Raw genomic sequence first — 25863 nt, forward strand, 5'->3', positions numbered from 1 at the left:
CTATGTGGCAATTTGGTCACACACATCGCCACTCTGTTATTGCTCTCTTTTTGCTGACAGGCATTTTGCCTGTCACACAAGCCAGCGAAGAGGCAACGGAAGTCTTTTTGCAAGAGCAAGTAAGATTAGGAACATCCACGGGAAATGAAGCGTTAGTGGCTCAATCGTTGCATCGTTTAGCGTTAATTAAACCCAATGATCCTAATATCTTATTAATGCAAATTCAGTTTGCCGTTAAACAGAAAGATAATGCAAAAGCACAACAGTTATTTACTCAATTAGGTACTCAGTTTCCTCAATCAGAGCAATATCAACGTGCAATAAAAACTTTATCACTGACAACGGATGTTAATAGGCAAAAATTACAGCGAGCTCAACTTTACCGTACAGCTGGACGATATGATGATGCACTAAATTTATACGATGAAATTTATCGCGGAGTGCCACCTGATGAGACTTTAGCACTGGAATATATTCAAGTGCTTATGCAATCATCTCATGATGATAAGGTAGATAGGCTTCATCATATTTATCGCCAATATCCTCAGAATGCGAAAATAGCCAATCTCTATCAGCAACAATCAAAATCGACAGTTACAACAAGCACAACCAGTACGGCTTCCACTGTAAAACCTAAAACAGATGTTGCCTCATTGCCTATTGCGACTTTAAAACAAAAAGTACGACAACAACCTGATAATGCGGATGTTGTAGGTGCTTTAGGAGTGCGTTATTCTCGCGCAAATCAACGTGGTGCGGCTATTTATTATCTTTCACAAGCGCTGAAATTATCACCCAATCATGATAATAGCGGTCAATGGCGATCCATGTTTCAGGCTAATCAATATTGGCATTTGCTTTCAAAAGGCGATGAAGCGCTATTAAAGCAAGATTATAAATTAGCTGAACGATATTTTAATCAACTCAATAAGTTAAGTCCTTATGAAAGCGAGCCTTATATTGGTTTAGGTAACATTGCCGTTGCACAGCACCAATTGGATGTTGCAGAAAGCCATTATTTACAAGCCTTAAAATATCATCCTAATCACCCCGCAACTTTACATAGTCTCGCAGCACTTTATCGCCAACAGTCACATGATAAAGCTCAGCAATTTATTAATAGCTTAACACCAAGACAATATAAAAATTTGGCTGAAGATTATGGCTATATTATCTCAGGCATAAGACAAGATTTAGCCTCTGATGATGAACACAAAGAGCAATACCTTAGTGCGATTGAAAAACGTAAGGCAATTGCTAAAGATTATCCTAATGATGTTTGGAATATTTATCGCCTTACTGATGATTTATTAATAACTCAACAAGACTCTGAAGCTGAAGAGTATTTTAATCAACTTAATCGCCGTCTCCCTAATGATCCATCTCGTCTTTACGCCTATGCGCTATATCTCAATAAAACAGGACGAGAACCTCAAGCACTCAATACACTAAAAACAATTCCTTTGTCTCAACGTAGTGAGAGTATGAAAGCGTTAGATAGTCAATTACGTTTTGGTGAAATATTAGCGCATGCAGAGTCTCTACGCGCAAAAGGACAAGAAAAACAAGCTGTTGATTATCTTTTTGCTCATATTCCGCCAGAGCAGAAAATTCAGACTTATTTGCTATTAGCAGACTGGGCTCAAGAGCGAAATAACCTTGAACAAGCTTTAAGTTATTATCATACCGTTCTAAATCTAGAGCCTAACAATGAATCAGCATTATTAGGCGCAACAGATATTGTCTTAGAACAAGGGCAAAAAACACAAGCAAAATATTATCTTGCTAAAATTGAAACCCTTTCACCCAATCAATTTAGTAGCAATTCTCTTAGACGCGTTGCTAATGCAGAAAAAGAGGTGGGTAATACAGAAAAAGCACAACATTACTTTGCGTATTTAACGCAAAAAATCGAAACAGAGCCGGACAGTGCTGATCCTTTAGTATTGCGCGATATTGCTCGTTTTCAGCGTGATGAGCAACATAGTCAACAAGCCCACTATTATTATCAACAAGCGATGATCAAGGATGGAATAACAGATAGATTGCCAAAAGATAATATTGAGTACACCACATTAATGCATAATGACGAAAAAGATAACTGGTTATCTCGAAGCCTACGAGCTGATGCTCACACTCTTTATCGTCAACAAGAGTGGCGTTTTACTCTTGAACATGATTATTGGGGCTCTAGTGGTAGCAAAGGTTATTCGAAACTACGCGCTCACACCACGATGTTACAACTCGATCACCCTGTTTATGATGGTCGTTTCTTTTGGCGGGCAGATTTAGTTAATCTCAGCAGTGGCAAACTGGGTACATCACCTTATGACTCTAAATTTGGGACTTGTTATCGTACAGGCTGTTTCCCGTTAGAGCAAAAATCCTTTGGTGTGAGCCCCGCAATTGGCTGGGAAAATAGTCAATGGCAATGGGATTTTGGTACAACACCACTGGGTTTCGAAGTAACTGATTGGGTCGGTAAAATCGCCTATAATCATGATCTTTTTAATGTTGGCTGGACATTTGATGTTCACCGTCGTCCAGTAAATAGCTCTCAGCTGGCTTTTGCTGGTCAACGAGATATTTGGACTAACCAAACATGGGGCGGAGTGAGAAGAACCGGTATTCGTTTAAGCGGAAGCTATGACTTAGGCGGAAAAGACGGTTATTGGGGCGAGGTTTCTGTTGATAAACTGACGGGTAAAAACGTTGAAGATAATAGCAGTGTTCGAGGAATGGGTGGCTATTATTACAAACTTATCAATGAGAACAATCGCCGCGTTTCCGTCGGATTAAGCACAATGCTTTGGCATTATGATAAAGACTTAAGTGGATACACTTTAGGTCAAGGTGGTTATTATAGCCCTCAAAAATATGCCTCTTTAGGGATCCCGATTAATTATCGTGAACGCACTGAAAATTGGTCTTGGGAATTATCAGGCTCTCTTTCTTGGTCTTACTCCCAAACAGATGACAGGAAGCGCTATCCTTTACAAAATCTCATTTCGCCCGATAAATTCAATCGCTATATCAATGGATTTAGCCCTGAAGATCGAGAAGAGATGATGAGACTTTATTATCAAGAGCGTGATGCTGTTGATGAAGGGGACTCCAGTAATGGTTTTGGTTATACCGCAAGAGCACTAGTCGAACATCGAGTTACACCGCATTGGTTTATTGGTGCGGCTATTGATATTCAGCAAGCAAAAAACTATACCCCAAGCCATGCATTAATGTACTTACGTTATTCATTTGATGGTTGGAATGGTGATTTAGATTTACCGCCAAATCCTCTTATTCCTTATGCAGATTTTAAATAACGCTCAAATGTATTAAATACACAAACGGGAAGCACAGGCTTCCCGTTTAACATATTCGCTAAAGTTATGATAGCAAGTTGTCATTATTGCGTTTTACGAAAAAGCCCAACGAGCAACCAACCCACTATCATGGCAAGGACAAATAAAATACCTTGATAAAATCCAGCACCTGCTAATACCAAACCAGGCCCTGGGCAAATTCCAGCTAATCCCCAACCAAGACCAAATAATACACTGCCCAACACGAGTGGTTTATCAATCACTTTATTGGTCGGAATATTTAGAGGACACGCTAAAACACTTTGCTGTCTACGGCGTGTTAATTGGTAGCCAATCACACTGACAAGCAATCCTGCCCCCATAATGATCAATAAAGAGGGATCCCAGTTTCCTGTAATATCCAAAAAGCCTAGAATTTTTTGCGGATTGCTCATTCCACCAACAATCAATCCTGCACTAAATAGAAGACCACAAAGAAAAGCAACAAACTTAGTCATTTTCTTAGCCTCCTATTCCTATTACGTGGCGCTGAATATAAACGGTAATAAATGCAGTCACCATAAAGACTAAAACTGCCACCATCGAGCGACGAGATAATCGTGCTAACCCACAAATACCATGACCGCTAGTACAACCATTACCTAAACGAGTGCCTGCTCCCACCAGCACCCCGGCAATAATTAGCATCCAAGGCGACGTTTCAATTACTGGTGATAAAGGTTTATCAAAAAAATAAAACAAAGTAGGTGCGATTAGCATGCCAAGTAAAAATGCCCAACGCCAACCATTTCCTTGCTGCTTTATTGATAACACACCACCTAAAATACCGCTTATTCCTGCAATGCGGCCATTAAATAACAGTAAAATGGCGGCAGCTGCACCTATCATAAGCCCACCAATTGCCGCACTTAAAGGCGTAAAGTGAACCCAATCTATATTCATACATTAACCTGCTATCGGACAATAAAGCTGATAAAGCGTATTGAGTAGCACAAGAACTTTTTCATCAGCAATAGAATAAAAGATACGTTTTCCATCACGACGAGTATTCACTAACCCTTCATTACGCAAAACGGTTAGCTGTTGAGAAAGCGTCGGTTGACGAATACCTAAACTCTCTTCTAATTCACTCACACTTTTTTCGCCCTGACTTAGCTGACACAATAATAAGAGGCGATCGCCATTTCCTAGCGTCTTAAGCATACTAGACGCTTCATTAGCCGCCAATTTCATTGCATCTAATAAATCAGGTTGAACTCGTTGTGTCATGGTAAACTCCATAATCAATATACTTTTTAATAATATGTTAATTTATATATTGTGCAAGTTTTCTTTTTATTGCGTGTTTGTATAAGGCGCTATATGCTCTGTAACATGAAAACGGTAAGAGTCCCCATTGCCTTAGTGCAAAGCGTTATGCGAACACTGCGTGAAAAATTGCAGCAGGCTAATCTTTATCTTAATACAAATTACCCAGAACCTACTCTACATTATAATCAGAGAGGAACTATTGCAGGCAGTGCCTATTATGCAAATTGGGAAATCCGTATTAATCCTACATTATTGATTGAAAATAAACAGAATTTTATTGAAGAAGTTATTCCTCATGAATTAGCGCATTTATTAGTTAATCGCCATTTTGGTCGTGTAGCACCTCATGGGAAAGAGTGGAAATGGATGATGGAAACTGTATTACAAGTTTCAGCTAAACGTACTCATCATTTTGATGTCAGCGCCGTTAAAGCTAAGACCTTTCCTTATGCTTGCCAATGTGAAGAAGAACATCAACTTACAATTCGGCGTCATAACAAGGTATTACGTGGTGAAACTCAATATCGTTGCCGTCATTGTCAGTCAATTTTACAATTTATAGAACACGAACTCGTGTAGATAAAAATAAAGCCGATGTATTGATTAAGTCACATCGGCTTTATCTTGATAATAAATATGTGGGATTGTATTAAGCAAACTCGCTCATCACATGAGATGCGATTTCAAAGTAAATAATAAGACCTGTACCATCAATTAAGGTTGCGATAAACGGTGCTGAAACAACCGCAGGATCGATACCTAAACGCTTTAATACCATTGGAATTACAGACGATACAATCGCACTCCAAACAGTGATTGAAATGAGAGTTAAGCCAACAACAATCATCACTTCCATACCCACACCTAAAAACCAAGCACGCACAAAACCGGCAATACCCATAGTTAGTGCGACCATTATGGATGTGGTTATCTCTTTTCTTAATACAGACCAAACATTACGTAAGCTCACTTCCCCTAATGCCATAGCACGTACTAATGTTGAGGTGATCTGTGTACCACTATTCCCGCCTGTACCAATTAGCAATGGAATAAAGAAAGCTAATGAAATCGCAGCTTCTAATCTGTCTTCAAAGGCATGTAATACCGTACTAGTATACGCTTCTGCCACAAACAGCATCAATAACCACACAACACGTTTACGCCATAATGTCACTGGACTAGTTTCTAAATAAGGCTGCTCTAAAGGTGAGGTTGCACCCTGCATTTGTGCATCCAATGTATTTTCATCTTCAATTAATTCAGCAATATCTTGAGGACGTAAAACACCGACTAACTTTCCAAAATGCATCACCGGTACGCTGTCTAAACCGCTATGGCTAATCAGTTGATAAACATCATGACGATTCTGTTCTGGTGAAACAGAAAAAAAGGTTTGACGCATCACATCAGAAACAAATAGATCATTCGCAGCTGTTAATAATGATTTAACGGGCAAAATCCCATTTAGATAGTTATCTTTATCCACTACATATAAATAGGTTGGAATTAATTCATCTTTTAAATCATTAACCAATTGAGCTTTCACATTTTCAACAGAATCAGCGACAGAAATGGCAATATAGGACTGGCTCATATATGCGCTAACAGTTGCATCATCTTTTAAACGATTGTATTGGTCTTGAGTTGAGTTGTTTTTAGGTGTGTTTAAGGATGCATCTGCAACTAATACAGCATCCATTTTGTTTTGAGTATTGAATTTCATTTTTGTGGTTCCCTATTACTGTTTGTGTTTAGCAAATCAGTTCTCCATAGGGGCGAAACCAGAAGCGAGAATGCAAAAGCTATCTACACGTCTCGGTTTTAGCACTATACAACGTATCCGATGAATACTGGAAGTTACATGGGGATATACCTTCGGTCGATATATCCTGTCCTAATCTTGGGCGTCTCTCGACGTCGTCAGATCAGTAACCTGTGTTTGTATAGGAGCCTCGCCTAACGAGATACTGCACTTTTCTTGCGAATGCGGCGCGCATTATAACCACTCACAATATAATGAAAAGCCCGATAACGATTTTGTTTAAGTTCTATTGAAAAATAGTTCACGACATTCATCATACAATTAAATAATATAATTCCATTAGAAATTAATATATAAAAAAGAAATGAAGCTTTCCTACGAAAGTTAAAATCGTATACTAAGAAGGAATTTGTTTATTAATTGATTATTTAAATGCTAATTTTTGTACTCTTATTTCTTCTGCTTGCAAAAATATCTCTTTTACCGTTTTACCATCTAATGATTGACACATTTTACGAGTGATAATATCCGCATTTTTATGACGCCCTGCGATAACTAAATCATTAAAATTAATATCATTAAGAATAGCTAATTCTATTGCTTCATCAAAACGCGTTTGTTCATCAAGGGGGAGTGAATTGCGCATTTCAACAATTGAGATACGTAGCGATTCTACATTAGAGCCATCAAGGGTTTGTTGAGGTTTTTCACAGCCAGATAACATGACACTAAACAAACAAATAACTAACAATTTTTTCATATATCCCCCCTACCCAGTCAATAGTTTAAATAATAGCAGAATGTTTATAAGGAAACTCCCCACTAACTAAAATATATTTTTAATGAGTCATCATTTCCAATATTTTTATTATTCTGAATAAATAAAAACCATCTTTAATTTAAAATAAAGGGAAGCATTTTCCAGATTATTCGTTTTTTTAATGGGAGGAATAGACATAAAAAACCCTGTTAATAAATTAACAGGGCAAAAAAACAGGAAAATAGAAGGGAATACTTAATAAAAAGAGGTTAAGCGAGCTCAACATCTCCTTTTAAACGACAGCTACATGCTAAGACATAGCCTTGAGCTATCTCTTCAGCCGTTAATGTACTGGTACTGCTGACATCATAATCACCACTCGCAATGCGAGTTTTGCAACTACCGCAAACTCCTGCACGACAAGCTGCAAAGACAGGAACTTTATTTTCTTCCATTGCTGATAATAAAGTTACACCAACAGGAACTTTAATTTGTGATAATGGATGACGAATAGTCATGGTTAATTGTTCATTTTCATCAACACAAACAGGCTCATCACCAAAACGTTCCATAAAGATATTCTCAGCAGGTACACCAAGATTTCTTGCAAAACGTCCTGTGTCTTCCATATAGCTATTTGGACCACAGCACATGACAGTACGACTCGCAATATCAGGGACTAATGCAGCTAATTTTTCTTGAGAAATGCGTCCACTAAACAACCCTTTATTATCAGGCAATTTTGGCATCATGATAAAATTGAGATTGTATGGATATGCATTTGCTAATTCGATCCACTCTTTCTCAAAAATAAACTGACTTTGCTCGCGAATATTAAAAATAACCGTGATATCCGCTTTAGGTTGATTATTTAACAACCAACGTGTCATCGACATAACCGGCGTCACACCACATCCGGCCGCCAACATTAAATAGCGCGCACCTTCTTTACCCGCACAAGTAAACTCACCCTGAGCATCAGATAACCAAAGATAATCACCTGGTTTTACTTGTGATGTTAACCAACCTGAGCCTATGCCATTTTCTAAACGACGAACGGTTAAGGTGATAAATGGGCTTAATCCCGGAGAAGATGAAATGGTATAAGCGCGCAATGTTTCATCACTATTATTGATACTCACCAGTGCAAATTGGCCCGGTTTATAAGAATAAAAGTCATGATTAATTAAATTTAGCGTCCACACTTCAGGTGTTTCCTGATTAATAGAGTGAACTTGCATACGATTAGGACAAAGAGAAGTAGGCATCGTCATGGATATTGATCCTTCACCGAAGCCCGCAGGCTTCGGTAATGATAATGAATTTAAAACATTAAGCAGAAAGAATATCTTTAAGATCTTGTTCTGGTGTAGTAATAGAGCGCATACCAAATTTCTCATTTAATACCGCCAGCAGATTGTCAGTTAAGAACGCTGGTGCTGTTGGACCGGTATAAATGTTTTTCACGCCTAATGAAAGCAGAGTCAATAAGATAACAATCGCTTTTTGCTCGAACCAAGAGAGAATTAAAGACAGTGGCAAGTCATTCACACCACAACCTAATTTCTCAGCAAGGTTAACGGCTAGCATAATCGCTGAGTAAGCATCGTTACACTGACCCACATCAAGTAAGCGTGGTAAGCCTTCTAAAGTACCGAAATCCAGTTTATTGAAACGGTATTTACCACACGCTAAGGTCATAATTAAACAATCTTGTGGAATTTCTCTTGCAAGATCGGTGTAGTAACTACGTTCACCACGGCTACCATCACACCCCCCCACTAAGAAAACATGACGTAATTTTTTCTGTGAGACTAAATCAATCACAGTATCAGCAGCATTTAATAGTGTTTCACGACCGAAACCGACAGTAATTAAATGCTCAATTTCATTGTATGGGAAACCTTCTAATGATTGTGCTTGTTCAATCATTTCAGAGAAATCATCACCAGTAATATGTTTCACACCCGGCCAACCAACAATACTACGTGTCCAAATACGGTCACCGTAATTACCTACATTTGGGTCAATAATACAGTTTGAAGTCATTAATACAGGGCCAGGAAATTTTGCAAACTCAATTTGCTGATTCTGCCAACCACTACCGTAGTTACCCACTAAGTGTTTGTATTTTTTAAGTTCTGGGTAACCATGAGCAGGTAACATTTCACCATGAGTATAAATGTTGATCCCTTTACCTTCAGTTTGCTCAAGAAGCATTTGCAGATCTTTCAGATCATGACCTGAAATTAAAATAGCTTTACCTGCAACAGGGCGAACGTTAACAGTAACGGGTGTAGGGTTGCCGTAAGCTTGAGTTTCGCCTTTATCAAGAATAGCCATAATACGGAAGTTCATTTGACCAATGCCCATCGCATTTTCTAACAACTCATTCATATCTGAAGGATCAGTGCCTAACCACGCCATATAGCGATGATATTCTGCATAAATTTCATTGTCATACTGACCTAAAACATGCGCGTGCTCCATATAAGCCGCAGCCCCTTTTAAGCCATACAGGCAAAGCATACGTAACCCATGAAGATCATCACCGATTTGCGCTTTATCTGCATTTAAAGCAAAAAGCTGAGCTTGTTTTTGTAAGCTGTCTAAATCGCTACCGGCTAATTGAATTTCAGCTCTTGGATTAGTGACTTGAATTGCTGCATTTTTCGCTAAAGTACGAGATTTCAAGCTTTCACGGAAATAGATAGCTTCTTTCGCATAACCGACAATACGATCAGAATCAAAGTTGACGTTAGTTAACGTAGAGAAAAAAGCACGAGGAGCAAAGCTATCTACATCATGATCAATAATACCGACACTACGCGCAGCCAAAGCCCACGCTGAAAGTCCTTCTAATACTGCAACGAGTAAATCTTGAAGATCTGAAGTTTCTGCTGTTTTACCACACATACCTTGCGCATAGGCACAACCATTACCTACAGGCGTTTTCATTGTTTGTTCACATTGCACACAATACATATCGTATTCCTTCTAATAAAAGATAACGCTTTATTTTTATAAGTTGCATTCTATATGCAACATAAGAATACGCCATTTTTATAAGAGAGAAAGTGCAATATTGAACAATTTGAATGTTGTTTGATCTAACGCAATTTTTAGCAAATCTTTTAATATCTCTTTTTTTATCCTTTGATTTTGCTTAAGCCTCAAAATAATTTTTCCAAAAAAGAGAGTGCTATTGCATTGTGCCGATGATGACCAAATGAGAAGGAATATTTAACAATTATTGATGGTTGTTTTTTGTCTAATCATATAAAGACTCAGAGATGAAACGATTAAGTTTATTCATTTTTGTTAGAACAGCAATATTCATTACTATTTTTTATAGTTAATATCACCTATTGCATCAATAGCTAATAAAATTATTTCAATTGAGATATGTTATTAGCACGAGTATTACGAAATGAAACTACACATTTGGATGATACTCATCCCTACATTGGAGATTAAAAATGATTAAATTAAATAATGTTCCATCAGAATTTCGCCCTCTAGAAAGCTACAAAATGCTAATTGGAGGAGAATGGGTATCTAGTACATCGCAAAAAACAACGAAAACCTATAGCCCAGCTACGGGTGAATTATTAAGTGAATACCAATCGGGTAGTGCTGAAGATGTTGAACGCGCAGTCAGTGCTGCACGTAAGGCATTCAAAACATGGAGTAAAACGTCACCTGCTGAGCGTCAAGCCCTCTTATTAAAAATCGCAGATCGCTTAGAGCAAGAACAAGAACGCTTTGCTTGGATTGAGTCATTAGATAATGGTAAGCCACTCAATGAGTCGAAAAACATAGATTTACCTGCCTCTATTGACCATTTTCGATATTTTGCAGGCGTGATACGCTCTCATACCGATGAAAGTGCCGTCCTAGACGAAAATACCATTAGCCTTGTTATTCGCGAACCTATTGGTGTTGTGGGGCAAATTATTCCATGGAACTTCCCATTATTAATGGCAGCATGGAAATTAGCACCGGCGATTGCAGCGGGTGACACAGTGGTTATTAATCCAGCAACACTGACTTCCCTTTCATTATTAGAGCTAGGTCGTATTTTAAATGAAATATTACCCGCGGGTGTGATTAATATTGTTACCGGACGCGGATCTGTTGTAGGACAAGCTATTTTAGAACACGAAGATATTGATAAACTTGCGTTTACTGGCTCTACCAATGTGGGTTATACCGTAGCAGAAGCTGCTGCGAAAAAAATGGTCCCAGCAACATTGGAATTAGGCGGTAAATCAGCCAATATCGTGTTCCCTGATGCGAACATGAAAAAAGCAGTCAAATATTCAGCATTGGCAATATTGATGAACCAAGGACAAGCCTGTGAATCAGGTTCACGTTTGTTCTTACATAAAGATATTCATGATGAATTTTTGAAAGCATTAAAAGCTGAATTTGAGAGTATACGTGTCGGCGATCCACTTGATCCGAATACACAAATGGGTACACAAGTTAGCCAAGATCAAATGGATACCATCTTAGGCTACGTTGAACTCGCGAAAAAAGAAGGTGCAACTGTTTTAACCGGTGGTGAGCGTATTACTGGTGAAGGTTATGATGACGGCTTCTTTGTTCGTCCAACTATCATCATCAACGCAACAAACCAAATGCGTGTTGCCCGAGAAGAAATTTTTGGGCCTGTGTTATGTGTTATTCCATTCGATAATGAAGATGAAGTGATCGAAATGGCGAATGACTCTGAATATGGCCTTGGCGGTGGTGTTTGGACTCAAGATATTAACCGTGCCTTACGAGTTGCAAAAGCAGTAAGAACCGGTCGTATGTGGGTTAACACTTATCACGAACTCCCTGCTCACGCGCCTTTTGGGGGGTACAAGAAATCAGGTTTAGGACGTGAAACACATAAAATGATGTTAGATGCTTATAGCCAAGTGAAAAACATCTTTATCAGTATGAAAGAATAAAATTTTCTCTCTTTTCTAAATTCTTATAAATATAATATCTATACTCATCTCTTCGCCTTCTCCCCAGAAGGCTTTTTATTATCTGTAATTTCCTCAAACCCCACGTTATTACCATAAAAAAAACCGCATACTTATCGCTATAAAGCATACGGTTTTATGTTGTGTTGTTAGCTCATAAGTAAGAACGAGTTACTCTACTTCAGCTTCTTTTTTACTCACTGAGTGAGTTTCTTTATCTAATTCAATATTATCGGCGTTAACATCTTTTATATGCTCTCTTGTTAAGCGATAAACAACAGGACTTAATAAAGCCAATGCAATTAAGTTAGGAATAGCCATCATTGCATTGAGTGTATCGGCTAACAACCACACAAACTCTAACGATTGTGTCGCACCAATTGGTAACGCAATTAGCCATGCAACCCTAAATGGCATAATCGCTTTAGGTCCAAAAAGATATTGCACACATTTTTCACCGTAAAAACTCCAGCCTAAAATGGTGGTAAAAGCAAAAATGGCTAATGCAATTGCCACAATATAGTTACCACCCGGAATAGCCGTAGAGAATGATGCGGCGGTTAATGTTGCTCCACTTTGCCCTGTTAACCATTGTCCTGTAATAATAATGGTTAATCCTGTAACAGAACAAACGATGATGGTATCAATAAAAGTCCCCAACATCGCAATCAAACCTTGGCGAACAGGGTTTTGTGTTTTTGCTGTCGCATGGGCAATTGGCGCACTACCCAATCCTGCTTCATTTGAGAAAACACCACGCGCTACACCAAAGCGGATCGCAGCCCAAACAGCTGCACCCGCGAAACCACCTTGAGCAGCAACAGGTGTAAACGCAGATTTAACAATAAGGACAATTGCATCTGGGATCGCAGTCGCATTCAGTGCGAGGACAACAATACCTGCACCAAAATAGCCAACGGTCATAATAGGAACTAATTTACCGGCAACATCAGCAATACGCTTAATGCCTCCAATGAGTACAGCACCGACTAAAACAACGAGCACAATAGCTGTTATTGTTGTCGAAATACCAAAGTTACTTTCCAGTACATCAGCGACAGAGTTTGCTTGCACTGTATTACCAATACCAAATCCTGCAAAACTACCAAAAACAGCAAAAACAGTGCCTAACCAAACCCAATTTTTACCTAAGCCATTTTTGATGTAATACATTGGGCCACCGACATAGTTTCCGTATTTATCAACTTCACGAAAACGTACAGCAAGCACGGCTTCTGAATATTTGGTTGCCATTCCCACTAATGCGGTCATCCACATCCAAAACAACGCACCGGGGCCACCTAAGACAACAGCTGTTGCAACACCGGCAATATTACCAGTTCCAATAGTGGCAGAAAGCGCGGTCATTAAGGCATTAAATGGCGATATTTGCCCTTCACCTCTTTTGTCATTTTTTTCAAATAAAAGCTTAAACCCTGTTCCTAACTTCCTAATAGGTAAAAAGCCAAGTCGAAACTGCATAAAAAGGCCGATACCGAGAATGCCGACAAGCATCGGAACTCCCCATACCACGCCATTTATAGCGCTTAATATATTTGTGATGAAATCCATAATTTACCCTTTCTCGTCCAAATGTTATCTAAATATGTATTTTTTGTTATCAATTACACTAAAGATGAAAAAAGGAAAATATGCTAGAAAAAAAAACAACTAACTCTAAAATTGGCTTAGTTATGTGAGAAATATCACTTCATTATTAAATTACGCTATCATTAGGTTCATCGTTACAATACTTCAATCAAAGTTATGCATAATCATAAATCAGTACAAAACAGCCAAAATGAACGACGCTTTAATCTGTTCAGAAAAGCGCAAGAAACCAATCTTGCACCACTAAAAATCCTGTTATTGTCCGCTATAGTTGGCTCTTTGGCTGGACTAGTGGGTGTTTTATTTGAAAAAAGTGTTAGTTGGGTGATTCATTTTCGACAAGAAGAATTTATTAAAACCTTTACTAATCCTTATATCCTAGCAATCTGTACATTACTTTTTTCCTCTATTCTGGCAATGCTTGGATATTATTTAGTCAAGAAATTTTCACCCGAATCAGGGGGATCCGGAATACCTGAAATTGAAGGGGCCATGATAGATATTCGCCCAGTTCGTTGGTGGCGAGTATTGCCTGTAAAATTTATTGCCAGTATTGGGACGTTAGGTTCTGGTATGGTATTAGGACGAGAAGGCCCAACAGTACAATTGGGTGCCAATATCGGCCAGCTCGTAAATGATATTTCTAAAGTAAAAGATAAAGAGTCACGCCATACTCTATTAGCTACCGGAGCCGCAGCAGGATTAACCGCAGCTTTTAATGCCCCTCTAGCTGGTATTTTATTTATTATTGAAGAGATGCGTCCTCAATTTAAATACAGCCTTATTTCAATTAAAGCAGTTTTTATTGGCGTTATTATGTCTTGCATTGTTTTTCGCCTATTTAATGGTGAAGGCGGTATTATTCATATCGGTAAGTTTTCATCTGCACCACTAAACACACTCTGGTTATATTTAGTTTTGGGTATGTTATTTGGCATTATTGGCGTTATTTTCAGTAAATTACTTTTTTATATTCAAACCCAGTTTCAACATTTTTATCAAGATAAAACATCACGTTTTGTTTTAACAGGTGGGATCATCGGCGGGCTTTGTGGCTTATTAGCATTAATTATTCCTGAAATAACCGGTGGTGGATTTAGTATTATTCCAGCATTAAGCACAGGACAATACTCTCTTATCGCCCTATTACTTTTCTTTGTTTTACGAACCATAACATCCATTATCAGTTTTGCTTCAGGTGCTCCTGGCGGTATATTCGCCCCAACTCTGGCATTAGGTACGTTATTTGGTAGCGCCTTCGGATTAACTGCAACCTTACTTTTCCCTGATTATCAAATTCAAATTGGTACATTTGCCATTGCTGGAATGGGAGCTTTATTTGCAGCAACCGTAAGAGCACCTCTAACAGGGATCGTCCTCGTATTAGAAATGACTGATAATTATCAACTTATCCTACCGATGATCATTACCTGCTTAGGTGCAACAATGTTGGCACAACTATTAGGTGGTCGCCCTATTTATACCGTTTTATTAGAACGAATATTGCAAAAATCTGAGGAAAAAGAGCAAACAAACAAAGCCAATGACATTAAAAACGATAAATTACCACAACAATAAAACTCGCTTAAACAGATAAAAAAATACCCCAATTATTTGGGGTATTTAAAAAGAGATGATTGTACTTAACTATTTTTTACGTGCGATTAAAGTAGCAAAGTTTAGGGCGATACGATTGCCATTTGCATCTGTTTTATGTAAATGCCCTGGGTTTTCATTATATTTAATAATCTCCCATTCTTTATAATAATCAGCTAATTCATTTGGACGTAAAAAGGTTTTAAATGGAATTTCAGCAGGATCACTATTTGGCGTTTTAACAGGGCAAACAATCACATTAATACCATTAGAGTTGGTACATTTCTGCATATTTTTAATAATACTTTCAATACGTTCTCGTTGACAAAACATCAAGACAACAGTTGAAAGAATAATATCGTATTTATCTGTCAGTGAAGCTTCATTAATATCATATAAGCCGCTTTTTACCGCTAACCCTGTTTTGGTTTTAACAGTTTCAATAGCATCAATATGCGAGGCATTAATATCTAACGCTGTTACATCATAACCTTGAGATGCCAAATAGAAACTATTTCGACCACGACCAGCACCTAAATCTAACACCTTACAAGGCTGGGTAAATGTTGCCATATAACGTACTTCAGAATGTGGTAATGATAAGTCATTTTCTTTAAATAGCTTATCTTCTGGAGCACATAAAAAAGAGAGTTGGCAACGAACATCATCGCTCGCTTTATCTATTTTATGCCACTGTTGAGGTTGAATTAAAGGTGGCTGATTGTCAGTATCACACTCCACTGAAATCTGTGAACCATCATCATTAAAAACAACAAATGTCATGTTACCTTGCAATACCCGCATTTGGGCATAAGTGCCTTCCTTTGTATTGTGACGTTCTAATAACGCTAAAGGAATGGATGTACGAGTCCACTCAGGCATTGTTTTATAACTTACAAGTTCCATAATTCAACCTCAATTAAGATGCATTCTAAATACATCTTATGGTAATCATTATCTTTCGTAAAGAAGGTTTTATCAAAATTATGATTTTAAATATTTATTTAAAAGCAAATCAGTCACATCTGATGAAGAAATAGATTCACCACACAAAACTTTCATCATAATTTCTTTACCTAATGATGCTAAAGAAAACAGCATATTTGGGCGTAACCGACTGATTTTATCTCTATTCTCATCTTGATTAATAATAGTGATCAATTTGGCATTAACATTAGAACATTCTTGGATAGTCAGTAAAATAAAGGTATTTTCTGCATCACTTTCAGATAAAGTCGCCACCCAACTCGCTTTTGCAATATTGGCAGATAGTAATGTTTTAAGATTAGTAGGATCGCCTTCAATAATATTGGCTTGCGCATCATAAGAAGCTTTGCTTTTATCGGTACAAATCGCAATAACCTGTTTCCCTTGCTCTCTTAACCCTTTTTCTAATTGAGAAGCTAATACCGATGAACCAATAATAATAAAATGATTATGCATTTTAGCTATCCTCTTCTTAACAATATCGCGAGTACCACGCGCAAGAAATCCCATGACATACACAATGGACGTGGTAAAAACAGTTATTCCCAAGATAACAACAGTAAGAGTAAAAATACGTGCATTCGTGCTAACTGGCACAATATCGCCAAATCCTAGCGTCGTCATACAGACAATAGAAAAATAGAACGCATCCATCAGCGTTGTTATATGTGGCTTAAACTCATCACCAATATAAAGACTTCCCAGCATTGAGAATAACAGCAAAGAAAGGATACAGATAAAAGCCACAAAGCCAGCACTAGTTAAACTATGATGCGGAAATGCACGCCAACTCATCAGCAACCCAATAGCTAAAATAAAAGAAAAATAGGATTGAAAACCCATTTGCTGATAAACAGCAACATCAAGAAAAATAATGGTGGCTAATAAAATCAACGAGACGCACCACGCAATTCTAGCGCCCAGATACATAAATATTGAAAGCAAGATTAAGGCACAAGCTAACATGACCTTGGGTATATCAAGAAGTTTTAATACACCTAAAGATTTAAGCCATGCTGAAACCCCATGGATTTCCCAATCCAGATAAATACCACGAGACAGCAAAATAGAGTAAATGATAAAAGTACCATTTAAGATAAGTAATAAAGACATCATTTTTCTTGTCACTTTAGATGTCTCTATTACATTCAGTATTGCGGATAATTTCATATTAGATATCGTAAATACTCAGCTAGTTATTTAAAGGAATATTATCTAATCCTTGAAATTTAAAAGGTTCTGCGGGTTTAAAATGACTTGTCGCATTTGCAGAATAGATTATCGACTGCTCTTCACCTAATGGTAATGTCATCACTTTCCCACTCTCTTTTGAAAAATCAATTTCCTTTAAATTAACCCAAAAGGTATTTGGCGATAATGCTGATTCAAAAAAATATAATTGGTTTTTATGATCAGCGACAGTTCTCCAGCGTGTGGATGAAATTTCTGGTGATTCAGCCGTACTTAGTCCATAAGGTACAGATACATTTCTGATCACACCAAATACACTGGCAAGCGATTTTTTACTCGATTGAGCTTTAGGAATGGCATTCACATAAAAAGAAGCTCTAGCAAAACGATCTGAGGCTCGATTAGTCCCCGGTAACATCACGGTTCCACCAATTTGTTGCCAATAACTGTTCAACGCTAATTGTTCTGAAAAAATAGGAGAGTTCGTCATCACTTGATACTCTTTGCTATGATGAATCACTTGCTTACCATTAATATATTCAATAATAGCGCTATCTCCCGTTGCATCTGAAAGCGAGAGATGTAACGTTGCCATTCTATCTTGTCCAGGAACTTTATCTGTTAATACAATAAAAGGCTCACTGTCTAATGCATTGACAGCTTCTTCAACTGAAGCAAAATTATCTAATACATACTGCGCCCATGCAGAAATTGAAATCGCCGGTTTTTCTTTGGTATACGCTGGATAATCTGATTCAGCCAACCACAATAAATTAGCCACTAAACCTTTTTCATTCATACCATCGGTCGTAGAAATATCATAACCTGATGCAATCACACTTCCATATTTAGATGTCCATTTTATCGAGTTATCGCCAGCTTCTCCAGAGCGTTGCATTCCTTGTGGAAATACCCATAAATTTGTTCCTATATCATATTTCCAGTCCATCGAGCGAGCTGTAATAATTTGATTATTGTCGCCTAAATAAACAAGCCGAGTACATGCATCAACATCAGTAATACCTACTGTGAAAAAACCAGAGATAAGTAGAGTACCCAAAAAAGTATGGCGTAATTTTTTCATTATGATTCTTTCCTGTTAAACGAATGGATGGCTTCTTTGTTATGACCTTTCTTTGCACCGACTTAGAATAGATAAAGCCTCAACATAAATATTAATCCTATTAAAAAATAAGAATTATTATTTAAGTATAAGATCATTCATCATAATTGTGCATAAAAAAACCGATACGTTAAAGTATCGGTTTATAAATCATCTAGGCAATAAGAGGCTTTATTGCCTTAAAAAAGCATTTAATTACGCTTTTTTTACACCTTCAACAGAGATAATTAATTCTGCTTCTTGTGATTTTGGTCCTAAATCTGATTTAAAATTAAACTCTTTCAGATTCACTTTACCTGTTGCTTCAAAACCAGCGCGATAACCTTTCCAAGGATCAGTTCCTTCGCCAATTAATTTTGCATTTAATGAAACAGGTTTAGTCACACCATTTAATGTTAAATCACCTGTAACTACATAGTTTTCGCCATCACGAATGACTTGAGTTGAAACAAATCGAGCTTCAGGATATTTGCTTACATTAAAGAAATCAGCGCTACGTAAGTGCTTATCACGTTCTGCATGATTAGTATCTAAGCTTCCTGTTTTAATCACAACATCAACTTTGTCTTTCGATGGATCTTCTTTATCGTAACTAAATGTACCATCGAAATCTTTAAAAGTGCCGTATAACCAGCTATAGCCTAAATGTTGGATACGAAACTGTACAAATGCGTGTTGGCCTTGTTTATCAATAGCATAATCTGCTGCTAAAGCAGTACTTGCATTAAATAACAACGCACTTGCGGTTAAACCTAATAAAGCTTTCTTAAACATTGTTATCTCCATAATTTCGTTTTATAAGTTTAATTATTTAGTTCGCATTCCTAACATGCGTTTTAACGTGACATCTTTATCAATAAAATGATGTTTTAAAGCACCAGCCGCATGTAACAGCGATAACAAAACCACTGCCCAAGCTAGATAAAGATGAATATCACCAGCTAAATCCGCTTGTTCGGCTTCCCCTGTAAAAATGGCAGGTACAGAAAACCAATCAAATACAGATATAGCTTGTCCATCTGCGGTTGAAATTAAATAACCACTAATCAGAATAGAAAATAAGATTAAATATAGAAGCATATGTGCAATATGAGCGCTAATGCGTGTCAATTGACTGTAACTTGATAAAGCTTTAGGAGGTGGTGAGACCCAACGCCAAATCACACGTACTATCAGAATAATAAATAAAAGAATACCAATGCTCTTATGTATTTCAGGTGCAGAATGATACCAGCTATCATAATATCCTAACGTCACCATCCACAGCCCTAAAGCAAACATGCCATAGACAGTCAGCGCAGACCCCCAGTGTAAAAGGAGTGATAAGTGACCATAGCGAGACACATTATTTCGCCATTGCATAATAAAAACCCAATAGTTTCTAATTCATTAAAATAATGTTATCTAGTTTAGTGTATTGAGAATAAATTGTTAGCCCATAATTCAACAAATAATTTGCTTATCATTATCAATAATAATCAATAAGTAATGAGCTCTTATTAGTCACTCTGTTGATTATCTAATCAATGACATTGTTGGATCAGTTTTTTTCACAATAAGATAGGTGTATTAGCAGGTGTTTATATACATAATAAAAAGAATAAATAGAGAAGTAAAAATAAGAAGCTAAATAAGATCAATACAACAATTGTCCAACCATAAAAACAATTGTATTTTTCACTTATTCTAAATTAGAACTTATTAAACAAAATACGATAATAATGAGAGGGACCGTAAAAAAAACGGATAACCAGCGCATTTCACGTACAACACCAAAAATAATACCAACAATACAAACAAAAAATATAACAGGCATCATTTCTGAGTAGTGATCATGACAATAGTGCATTAATAAATTAATCCACGAGTGATCGTTTTGCATATAAAAATTTCAACCAATAAAAATAAATTTAAATTAAGATAGTGATAAATTACTATCATTAACAAATAAAACAAGCGTCGTATTATAAATATCAATCATCGCGCACAAAGATATTAAAACACTTCACATTTTAAATAGAGACAACATTACCAAATAAAAATAAAAATTTAAGTTAAATTCCCAATAATATAAAATGAATAATGTCAAATACGTATAATCCATTCAACTAAATACAATATCCTTATTAATATCACCTTAGACGAACGAAATAATAATTTCATTTAATTTCAAATAAAGAAAATTAATTTCACAAAGTGATAATAAAAGCAATAAAGAATAAATAAAATAGAGTTTTAAACATCAAATAATTACCTTTAGGTCATTCATTTAATTGGAATTAACTCTATATTTCATTTTAATTACTATTAGCTAAAAACATTCAAATCCCAAGCAAAAAACACTACAATTACAATAGTATTTTTATTGAGGGCACCATGTCTACTGCAACAAATCTGAATGAACTACAGGAACAAGTTCGCTCCCGCTATAATGGATTAAGTAAAAGGCTACAGCAGGTTGCACATTATCTACTTGATAATAAAAACAGTGTGGCATTTGATACAATTGCGATCCTTGCAGATAAAGCAAATGTTCCTCCATCGACATTAATTCGTTTTGCCAATGCTTTTCATTTCAATGGCTTTAATGAAATGAAACAATTATTTCAAAATCATCTGATGAATGAAATGGTAAACGAAAATGAAAATTTAACTTATAAACAAAAATATAAAGAGGAGCCTCCTAATCTGAATGAGCCTGCCTATATTTTGCAAGAATTTGCGCAAGCAAATAGCCATTCATTGCAACAATTGGCAAATCAGACTCACAGAGAAATGTTAAATAAAACATTACAATTACTGGAACACGCTGAAACAATTTATATTTGTGGCTTTCATCACTCATTCAGTGCTGCAAGTTATTTTTTTCATGCTCTCTCGCATATCTCTTGTGAGACTGTTTTTGTTAACAGTTTAGGAGGGATGTACAAAGAGCAATTGAGAAATATTACACATCGTGATGTGCTCTTTGGCATTCACTTCCACCCGTATTCAGATGAAATGCAAAAAATGTGTGAAATGGCGACTTACAAAGAAGCAAAACAGATTATTGTTACTGATAGTCCAATTAGCCCATTAGCGAGTCTAAGCGATGTTTGTTTAACAGTTAAAGAAGCTCAAATAAAAACCTTTCGTTCTCAAACGTCAACAATGTGTTTACTACAAGCAATTTCCGTCGCTTTTGCTTTTAGAAAAAAACGTTAATGATATTTTACCCCAAACTGCACCTTAATTAAGGTGCAGTTTTTCATAAAATAAATAATTTTTAAAATGCTATTTAATTGAATATTATCTCAACTATTAATCAAATATTAAATAGCTTAGTATCTTATTGAAAACTATTTTTAAGAGTAAATCCAGAATGTTTCATTTGTGATGAGAAAAGCAATCATTTAGCATTAATTCATACCACCAAAGATCATTAAAGGATTAAATTAAATGCTATTTAAAAAATTATTTTTAATTGTTTTCTTATTTCCAGCTTTCTCCTATTCAAATACGCATTCAATAAAAGAAAATAAAGAAGAACCAATAATCGTAAATATTCCCAGTATTTCATTAGGCGAAAAAAGTAAAGCATCTGGTAACGGTTCAATTGCAATAGGAACAAATAGCCAAGCTAAAAATACACATTCAGTTGCTATAGGAGCTAATTCATTAGCAACTGAAGAAAACACAGTGTCATTTGGTAATATTGAAAATAATCATACTTCTCGATTAGTCAATATTAGTGATGGTAAAAATAATACAGATGCAGTAAATCTTATTCAAACTAAGAAATTGGTAGATAAAAATAGAATAACAACAACTAACGCCATTAATCAATTAAAAAGAACTGTCAGTACAGATATCAGTGATCTTAAAACCCATGTTAATGATTTTGATAATTATTATAGAAAAAGACAAGCTGAAATCACAGATTCAATTGCAAATTTAGATAAAGAAATTATCGCGTTAGAGAAGAAAGTATTTGCTGGCATTGCTTCATCTGTTGCAATGACTAGCATTCCTTATCTTACTCATCACACCTTAAGTGGCGGAATCGGTATTAGTAATTATCGAACAGGCACAGCATTTGCTGGAGGTGTACAATATAAACCGAATAATGATATTGCATTTCGATTAAACTCCTCCATTAATAGTGAAAAGGAAATTATTATTGGTGGTGGATTAGCTTATGGTTGGTAATCGATTTTCTTTTCTATAATCAGAATATTATTAAAAAATAACTTTATAATTAAAGCGGTAATATCTAAGTAATATTACCGCTTGTTTATAAAAAACGTAATTAGCAATTTAATAAAAATGAGCCATTTAAAGAGAGATCGATAAGTTTAACTTTAGTATCTCTAATATATTTTTTGTAATATAGACTATTTTTTATATACTAGGATTATAAGCTAGAGAAAAAAGGAATAAAAAATGAATTATATATTTCAAAAAATGACCGCTAAAGATATTAATGCAGTCGCACTATTATTACAGGCAAATTCTGAATCTCAGCAAGGTGGATTATATGGCGAATACCCTCTAAATAAAGTTGAGGCGATGTATCAAAGTAGCACTAACGCCATCATTGCACTTTATCAAGCAAATATTGTGGCTGTTGTTTTTAGCTTTCCTGTTACCTCTTTTTCGATCCCTCCAATTGCTCAAGCTATTAATCAACACTTTCCAGAAATAACACAAAATAATTGGTTTTACGGTCCTGTTTGTATAGATAAATTGCATCGTGGAAAATCTCTATTAAAAGATCTCTACCAGCAAATCTCTTCTTTACATGGCGGGCATCCTATTGCATTTGTGAATAGTGAAAATATTCGATCACTAAAAGCACATCAAAAACTAGGTATGGAGATCATTAAAAATTTTGAGTTTAAAGGCACATCTTGGTGGGTCATTAAAGGACAATGAAAACAAACGAAAGAAAAATACTTACACTTTCTTTTATTCAGTTTTCTAGCTAAAAATGGAGGCTTTTAAGTATTTTTGCTATCGCCATCACAAAACAAACAATAACCATATAAATCAGTACGATACATAAAACAATAAAAAGTTAATCTATTCTTAACAATATTCCAACTCCTATTTTGGCTGTCAAATTGCTTACAATTTGACATCATTCTGTGATCTCCCTTTCAATTCTTGATCTTTCGTTAACTTACTTTTTGATCTTATACAAAAGTATAAATAAGATAAAAGACACCATTTCGAAAGTAAACGTAAAATAGGAGGAAGCAATGACTGTTTCCCGCAGAACTTTTATCAAAGGACTCGCAGCCAGCGGTGCAGCAATGACTGTTTCTACCCCTGTTATTGCTAATTCAGGAAATTCAGCTTCTAACACGCGATCGCGTCCAGAGAATGCCCCTAATCTATTAATTGTTTTCCCAGATGAAATGCGTGCTCACGCATTACAGTTTATGGGGGAAGACCCTTCAATTACACCTAATTTGAATAAATTTGCGAAGCAAGCCAAAGTAATGACGCAGATGGCTTCAAACTACCCTCTTTGTTCTCCATTCCGAGGCATGTTTATGACAGGTCAATACCCTGTTCGTAATGGTATTACAGGAAATGCTCACGATTATGGTGGCAAAGTAGGTATTGATTTATCTCCTTATGCAAAATGTTGGTCTGATGTTTTAAAATCACTCGACTACAGCACAGGCTATATCGGAAAATGGCACCTTGATGCACCTTACGAACCATTTATTGAAAGTTACAACAACCCAATGGAAGGTCGTTATTGGAATGAATGGGCTGCACCAGATAGACGCCATGGTTTTGATTTTTGGTATTCTTATGGTACTTACGATTTACATTTAAAACCAATGTATTGGGCAAACGATACACCTCGTGATAAACCAATTTACATTGATCAATGGGGGCCTGAACATGAAGCTGATATGGCAATCAAGTTCCTCAAAAATGAAAACAATCAATTTAGAGATAATTCAAAACCATTTGCATTAGTGGTTTCAATGAATCCACCTCATTCACCTTATGATCAAGTACCGAAAAAATACCTCGATGCTTATCAAGGTAAGACATCAAAAGAGCTCAATACACGCCCTAATGTACAGTGGGATACTGAATATCAAGAAGGCTATGGCCCTCAATATTTCAAAGAATATATGGCAATGGTCAACGGTGTTGATGAGCAATTTGGTCGCATCGTAGATGAATTAGAAAAACAAGGCCTTGCTGATAATACTCTCGTTGTTTTCTTCTCTGATCATGGTAGTTGCTTAGGGGCAAATGGACAAGCAACAAAAAATAATCCTTATGAAGAATCCATGCGTGTTCCTATGATGTTTCGTTTACCAGGTAAAATTAAACCAGGTACTGACGATGCATTAATGTCAGCACCTGATATTTATCCGACAATCTTAGGGCTACTTGGTTTATCAGAATGGATCCCTGATTCAGTAGAAGGTACTGATCTTGCAGATAGAGTAGTCACAGGCAAAGGCGACACAGCAAACTCTCAGCTTTATCTCTTTATTCCTTATGGTGAACCTTCATTTGGTAAACGAGGTGTAAGAACCAAAACTCATACTTTGGTTATAGATAGACAAGATGGGCAACCATTGAAATATACTTTATATGACAATGTGAACGATCCATATCAAATGAAAAATATTGCCAAAGATAATATGCCTTTAATTGAGAAATTAATTAAAGAAGAATTAACCCCTTGGTTGGAAAAAACAGGAGATTCTTGGCGCGCCACTGAATTTATTACGGCAACAACCAATAAATTAAATAAAACAATATCGACATGTAAAGAAAAATAAATCATAACCACCCGTAAAACGGGTGGTTTGCTCTTGCCCTATAAGGGCTTGTTACCGACTGCGCCTAAATGACGCTGCTTTCTCTTCGTTCAAGCTCAGTGTCTTTGCTACTTTGGCTTACCCCTTGAAGGGGTTTTCATATTCTTTATTGCTCAATTTATCCGAGATTAAATTCGACTTTTCTTGCTCTCTGATATACTTTTGAATTGTGGCTTCATTGAGTCCAACTGTTGTGACATAGAACCCTTCCGCCCAAAACTTTCTGTTGCCAAATTTATATTTGAGATTGGCATGTCTATCAAAGATCATCAACGAACTTTTATCTTTCAAATATCCCATGAAGCTTGATACGCATATCTTCGGTGGAATACTCACTAACATATGAACATGATCTGGCATAAGGTGCCCTTCGATTATTTC

At 36.4% G+C, this 25863-nt stretch carries 22 protein-coding genes and 1 riboswitch; of the genes, 8 read left to right on the top strand and 14 right to left on the bottom strand.

The genetic code is table 11. The annotated features are described in order from the left end of the window. The first annotated feature begins 2 nt into the window (after nt 1-2). Nucleotides 3-3323 carry a cellulose synthase complex outer membrane protein BcsC gene (bcsC, locus tag GWJ01_RS08260; protein ID WP_161710956.1) on the top strand — a complete coding sequence of 1107 codons (3321 nt, stop codon included), beginning with the start codon at nt 3-5 and terminating at the stop codon, nt 3321-3323. A gap of 83 nt (nt 3324-3406) precedes the next feature. Here the strand turns inward: bcsC and GWJ01_RS08265 are convergent, their stop codons facing one another. Genes GWJ01_RS08265 through GWJ01_RS08275 form a run of 3 tightly spaced genes read right to left on the bottom strand, consistent with a single transcriptional unit; the run spans nt 3407 to nt 4592 of the window. Next, complete coding sequence (locus GWJ01_RS08265) at nt 3407-3820, bottom strand: YeeE/YedE family protein (RefSeq protein WP_109392843.1); 414 nt, start codon at nt 3818-3820, stop codon at nt 3407-3409. Nucleotides 3821-3824: 4 nt separating this feature from the next. Continuing rightward, nucleotides 3825-4265, bottom strand: a complete 441-nt coding sequence (locus GWJ01_RS08270; protein WP_109392842.1) for a YeeE/YedE family protein — start codon at nt 4263-4265, stop codon at nt 3825-3827. Nucleotides 4266-4268: 3 nt separating this feature from the next. Further along, entirely contained in the window at nt 4269-4592 is a 324-nt protein-coding gene (locus tag GWJ01_RS08275) for an ArsR/SmtB family transcription factor (RefSeq protein ID WP_036912417.1), read from the bottom strand. A gap of 105 nt (nt 4593-4697) precedes the next feature. Between GWJ01_RS08275 and GWJ01_RS08280 the strand changes: the two genes are divergently transcribed. After that, complete coding sequence (locus tag GWJ01_RS08280) at nt 4698-5213, top strand: SprT family zinc-dependent metalloprotease (RefSeq protein WP_138158011.1); 516 nt, start codon at nt 4698-4700, stop codon at nt 5211-5213. 70 nt (nt 5214-5283) lie between these two features. On the opposite strand, the gene mgtE is transcribed toward GWJ01_RS08280, so the two are convergent. The 4 genes from mgtE to hcp all read right to left on the bottom strand — a co-directional run bounded on the left by mgtE (nt 5284) and on the right by hcp (nt 10141). Further along, nucleotides 5284-6357, bottom strand: coding sequence for a magnesium transporter (gene mgtE / locus GWJ01_RS08285; protein WP_109392841.1), 1074 nt, complete (start codon nt 6355-6357; stop codon nt 5284-5286). A gap of 76 nt (nt 6358-6433) precedes the next feature. Beyond that, a riboswitch (M-box (ykoK) riboswitch) is annotated at nt 6434-6605 on the bottom strand. 215 nt (nt 6606-6820) lie between these two features. Next, the gene (locus tag GWJ01_RS08290; RefSeq protein WP_109392840.1) at nt 6821-7156 is read right to left on the bottom strand and encodes a DUF6694 family lipoprotein; all 336 of its coding nucleotides are present in this window, start codon (nt 7154-7156) and stop codon (nt 6821-6823) included. 269 nt (nt 7157-7425) lie between these two features. Next, a complete protein-coding gene (gene hcr, locus GWJ01_RS08295) occupies nt 7426-8430 on the bottom strand; it encodes an NADH oxidoreductase (protein ID WP_109392839.1) in 1005 nt (334 codons plus the stop codon). Nucleotides 8431-8488: 58 nt separating this feature from the next. Beyond that, nucleotides 8489-10141 (bottom strand): hydroxylamine reductase, encoded by a 1653-nt coding sequence (hcp, locus tag GWJ01_RS08300; protein ID WP_098942158.1) that lies wholly within the window; start codon nt 10139-10141, stop codon nt 8489-8491. Nucleotides 10142-10635: 494 nt separating this feature from the next. Here hcp and GWJ01_RS08305 point away from each other — a divergent pair, with 494 nt between their 5' ends. Beyond that, on the top strand, nt 10636-12117 hold the full coding sequence (locus GWJ01_RS08305; RefSeq protein WP_109392838.1) for an aldehyde dehydrogenase family protein: 1482 nt from the start codon (nt 10636-10638) through the stop codon (nt 12115-12117). Between the two features lie 189 nt (nt 12118-12306). Here GWJ01_RS08305 and GWJ01_RS08310 read toward each other — a convergent pair whose 3' ends face one another. Beyond that, on the bottom strand, nt 12307-13707 hold the full coding sequence (locus GWJ01_RS08310) for an alanine/glycine:cation symporter family protein (protein WP_109392837.1): 1401 nt from the start codon (nt 13705-13707) through the stop codon (nt 12307-12309). A gap of 195 nt (nt 13708-13902) precedes the next feature. On the opposite strand from GWJ01_RS08310, the gene clcA reads away from it, so the two are divergent. Further along, nucleotides 13903-15324, top strand: coding sequence for a H(+)/Cl(-) exchange transporter ClcA (gene clcA, locus GWJ01_RS08315; protein WP_109401524.1), 1422 nt, complete (start codon nt 13903-13905; stop codon nt 15322-15324). 69 nt (nt 15325-15393) lie between these two features. Here clcA and tehB read toward each other — a convergent pair whose 3' ends face one another. From tehB to GWJ01_RS08340, 5 genes are all read right to left on the bottom strand, one after another. Further along, the gene (gene tehB / locus GWJ01_RS08320) at nt 15394-16248 is read right to left on the bottom strand and encodes an SAM-dependent methyltransferase TehB (protein ID WP_161710957.1); all 855 of its coding nucleotides are present in this window, start codon (nt 16246-16248) and stop codon (nt 15394-15396) included. 78 nt (nt 16249-16326) lie between these two features. Further along, nucleotides 16327-17499: an NAD-binding protein gene (locus tag GWJ01_RS08325; RefSeq protein ID WP_109401522.1), complete on the bottom strand. Its 1173-nt coding sequence runs from the start codon at nt 17497-17499 to the stop codon at nt 16327-16329. A gap of 22 nt (nt 17500-17521) precedes the next feature. Next, on the bottom strand, nt 17522-18607 hold the full coding sequence (locus GWJ01_RS08330) for a linear amide C-N hydrolase (RefSeq protein WP_109401521.1): 1086 nt from the start codon (nt 18605-18607) through the stop codon (nt 17522-17524). A 231-nt stretch (nt 18608-18838) separates the two neighbouring features. Then, nucleotides 18839-19417 carry a YceI family protein gene (locus GWJ01_RS08335; protein ID WP_109401520.1) on the bottom strand — a complete coding sequence of 193 codons (579 nt, stop codon included), beginning with the start codon at nt 19415-19417 and terminating at the stop codon, nt 18839-18841. A 33-nt stretch (nt 19418-19450) separates the two neighbouring features. After that, the gene (locus GWJ01_RS08340) at nt 19451-20005 is read right to left on the bottom strand and encodes a cytochrome b (protein ID WP_109401519.1); all 555 of its coding nucleotides are present in this window, start codon (nt 20003-20005) and stop codon (nt 19451-19453) included. A 1014-nt stretch (nt 20006-21019) separates the two neighbouring features. Here GWJ01_RS08340 and GWJ01_RS08345 point away from each other — a divergent pair. From GWJ01_RS08345 to GWJ01_RS08360, 4 genes are all read left to right on the top strand, one after another. Further along, entirely contained in the window at nt 21020-21847 is an 828-nt protein-coding gene (locus GWJ01_RS08345) for a MurR/RpiR family transcriptional regulator (RefSeq protein WP_109392829.1), read from the top strand. A 234-nt stretch (nt 21848-22081) separates the two neighbouring features. Continuing rightward, the gene (locus GWJ01_RS08350; RefSeq protein ID WP_109392828.1) at nt 22082-22831 is read left to right on the top strand and encodes a YadA-like family protein; all 750 of its coding nucleotides are present in this window, start codon (nt 22082-22084) and stop codon (nt 22829-22831) included. 234 nt (nt 22832-23065) lie between these two features. Further along, nucleotides 23066-23557: an N-acetyltransferase gene (locus GWJ01_RS08355; RefSeq protein WP_161710958.1), complete on the top strand. Its 492-nt coding sequence runs from the start codon at nt 23066-23068 to the stop codon at nt 23555-23557. A gap of 326 nt (nt 23558-23883) precedes the next feature. Then, the gene (locus GWJ01_RS08360; RefSeq protein WP_109401518.1) at nt 23884-25443 is read left to right on the top strand and encodes a sulfatase-like hydrolase/transferase; all 1560 of its coding nucleotides are present in this window, start codon (nt 23884-23886) and stop codon (nt 25441-25443) included. A gap of 117 nt (nt 25444-25560) precedes the next feature. On the opposite strand, the gene tnpA is transcribed toward GWJ01_RS08360, so the two are convergent. Continuing rightward, on the bottom strand, nt 25561-25863 hold a 303-nt coding region (gene tnpA, locus GWJ01_RS08365), incomplete at its 5' end, for an IS200/IS605 family transposase (protein WP_161710604.1).

Source organism: Proteus sp. G2618 (assembly GCF_009915995.1).
Taxonomy (GTDB): Bacteria; Pseudomonadota; Gammaproteobacteria; order Enterobacterales; family Enterobacteriaceae; genus Proteus; species Proteus terrae.

Bases quoted from the DNA above. Each gene is read 5' to 3' on its own strand.
- hcr (WP_109392839.1), bottom strand. From the start codon at position 8,430: ATGACGATGCCTACTTCTCTTTGTCCTAATCGTATGCAAGTTCACTCT.
- GWJ01_RS08280 (WP_138158011.1), top strand. From the start codon at position 4,698: ATGAAAACGGTAAGAGTCCCCATTGCCTTAGTGCAAAGCGTTATGCGA.
- bcsC (WP_161710956.1), top strand. From the start codon at position 3: ATGTGGCAATTTGGTCACACACATCGCCACTCTGTTATTGCTCTCTTT.
- GWJ01_RS08350 (WP_109392828.1), top strand. From the start codon at position 22,082: ATGCTATTTAAAAAATTATTTTTAATTGTTTTCTTATTTCCAGCTTTC.
- mgtE (WP_109392841.1), bottom strand. From the start codon at position 6,357: ATGAAATTCAATACTCAAAACAAAATGGATGCTGTATTAGTTGCAGAT.
- GWJ01_RS08270 (WP_109392842.1), bottom strand. From the start codon at position 4,265: ATGAATATAGATTGGGTTCACTTTACGCCTTTAAGTGCGGCAATTGGT.
- GWJ01_RS08310 (WP_109392837.1), bottom strand. From the start codon at position 13,707: ATGGATTTCATCACAAATATATTAAGCGCTATAAATGGCGTGGTATGG.
- GWJ01_RS08340 (WP_109401519.1), bottom strand. From the start codon at position 20,005: ATGCAATGGCGAAATAATGTGTCTCGCTATGGTCACTTATCACTCCTT.
- GWJ01_RS08290 (WP_109392840.1), bottom strand. From the start codon at position 7,156: ATGAAAAAATTGTTAGTTATTTGTTTGTTTAGTGTCATGTTATCTGGC.
- GWJ01_RS08305 (WP_109392838.1), top strand. From the start codon at position 10,636: ATGATTAAATTAAATAATGTTCCATCAGAATTTCGCCCTCTAGAAAGC.
- GWJ01_RS08265 (WP_109392843.1), bottom strand. From the start codon at position 3,820: ATGACTAAGTTTGTTGCTTTTCTTTGTGGTCTTCTATTTAGTGCAGGA.
- GWJ01_RS08355 (WP_161710958.1), top strand. From the start codon at position 23,066: ATGAATTATATATTTCAAAAAATGACCGCTAAAGATATTAATGCAGTC.
- hcp (WP_098942158.1), bottom strand. From the start codon at position 10,141: ATGTATTGTGTGCAATGTGAACAAACAATGAAAACGCCTGTAGGTAAT.
- clcA (WP_109401524.1), top strand. From the start codon at position 13,903: ATGCATAATCATAAATCAGTACAAAACAGCCAAAATGAACGACGCTTT.
- GWJ01_RS08325 (WP_109401522.1), bottom strand. From the start codon at position 17,499: ATGAAATTATCCGCAATACTGAATGTAATAGAGACATCTAAAGTGACA.
- GWJ01_RS08275 (WP_036912417.1), bottom strand. From the start codon at position 4,592: ATGACACAACGAGTTCAACCTGATTTATTAGATGCAATGAAATTGGCG.
- GWJ01_RS08335 (WP_109401520.1), bottom strand. From the start codon at position 19,417: ATGTTTAAGAAAGCTTTATTAGGTTTAACCGCAAGTGCGTTGTTATTT.
- GWJ01_RS08345 (WP_109392829.1), top strand. From the start codon at position 21,020: ATGTCTACTGCAACAAATCTGAATGAACTACAGGAACAAGTTCGCTCC.
- GWJ01_RS08360 (WP_109401518.1), top strand. From the start codon at position 23,884: ATGACTGTTTCCCGCAGAACTTTTATCAAAGGACTCGCAGCCAGCGGT.
- tehB (WP_161710957.1), bottom strand. From the start codon at position 16,248: ATGGAACTTGTAAGTTATAAAACAATGCCTGAGTGGACTCGTACATCC.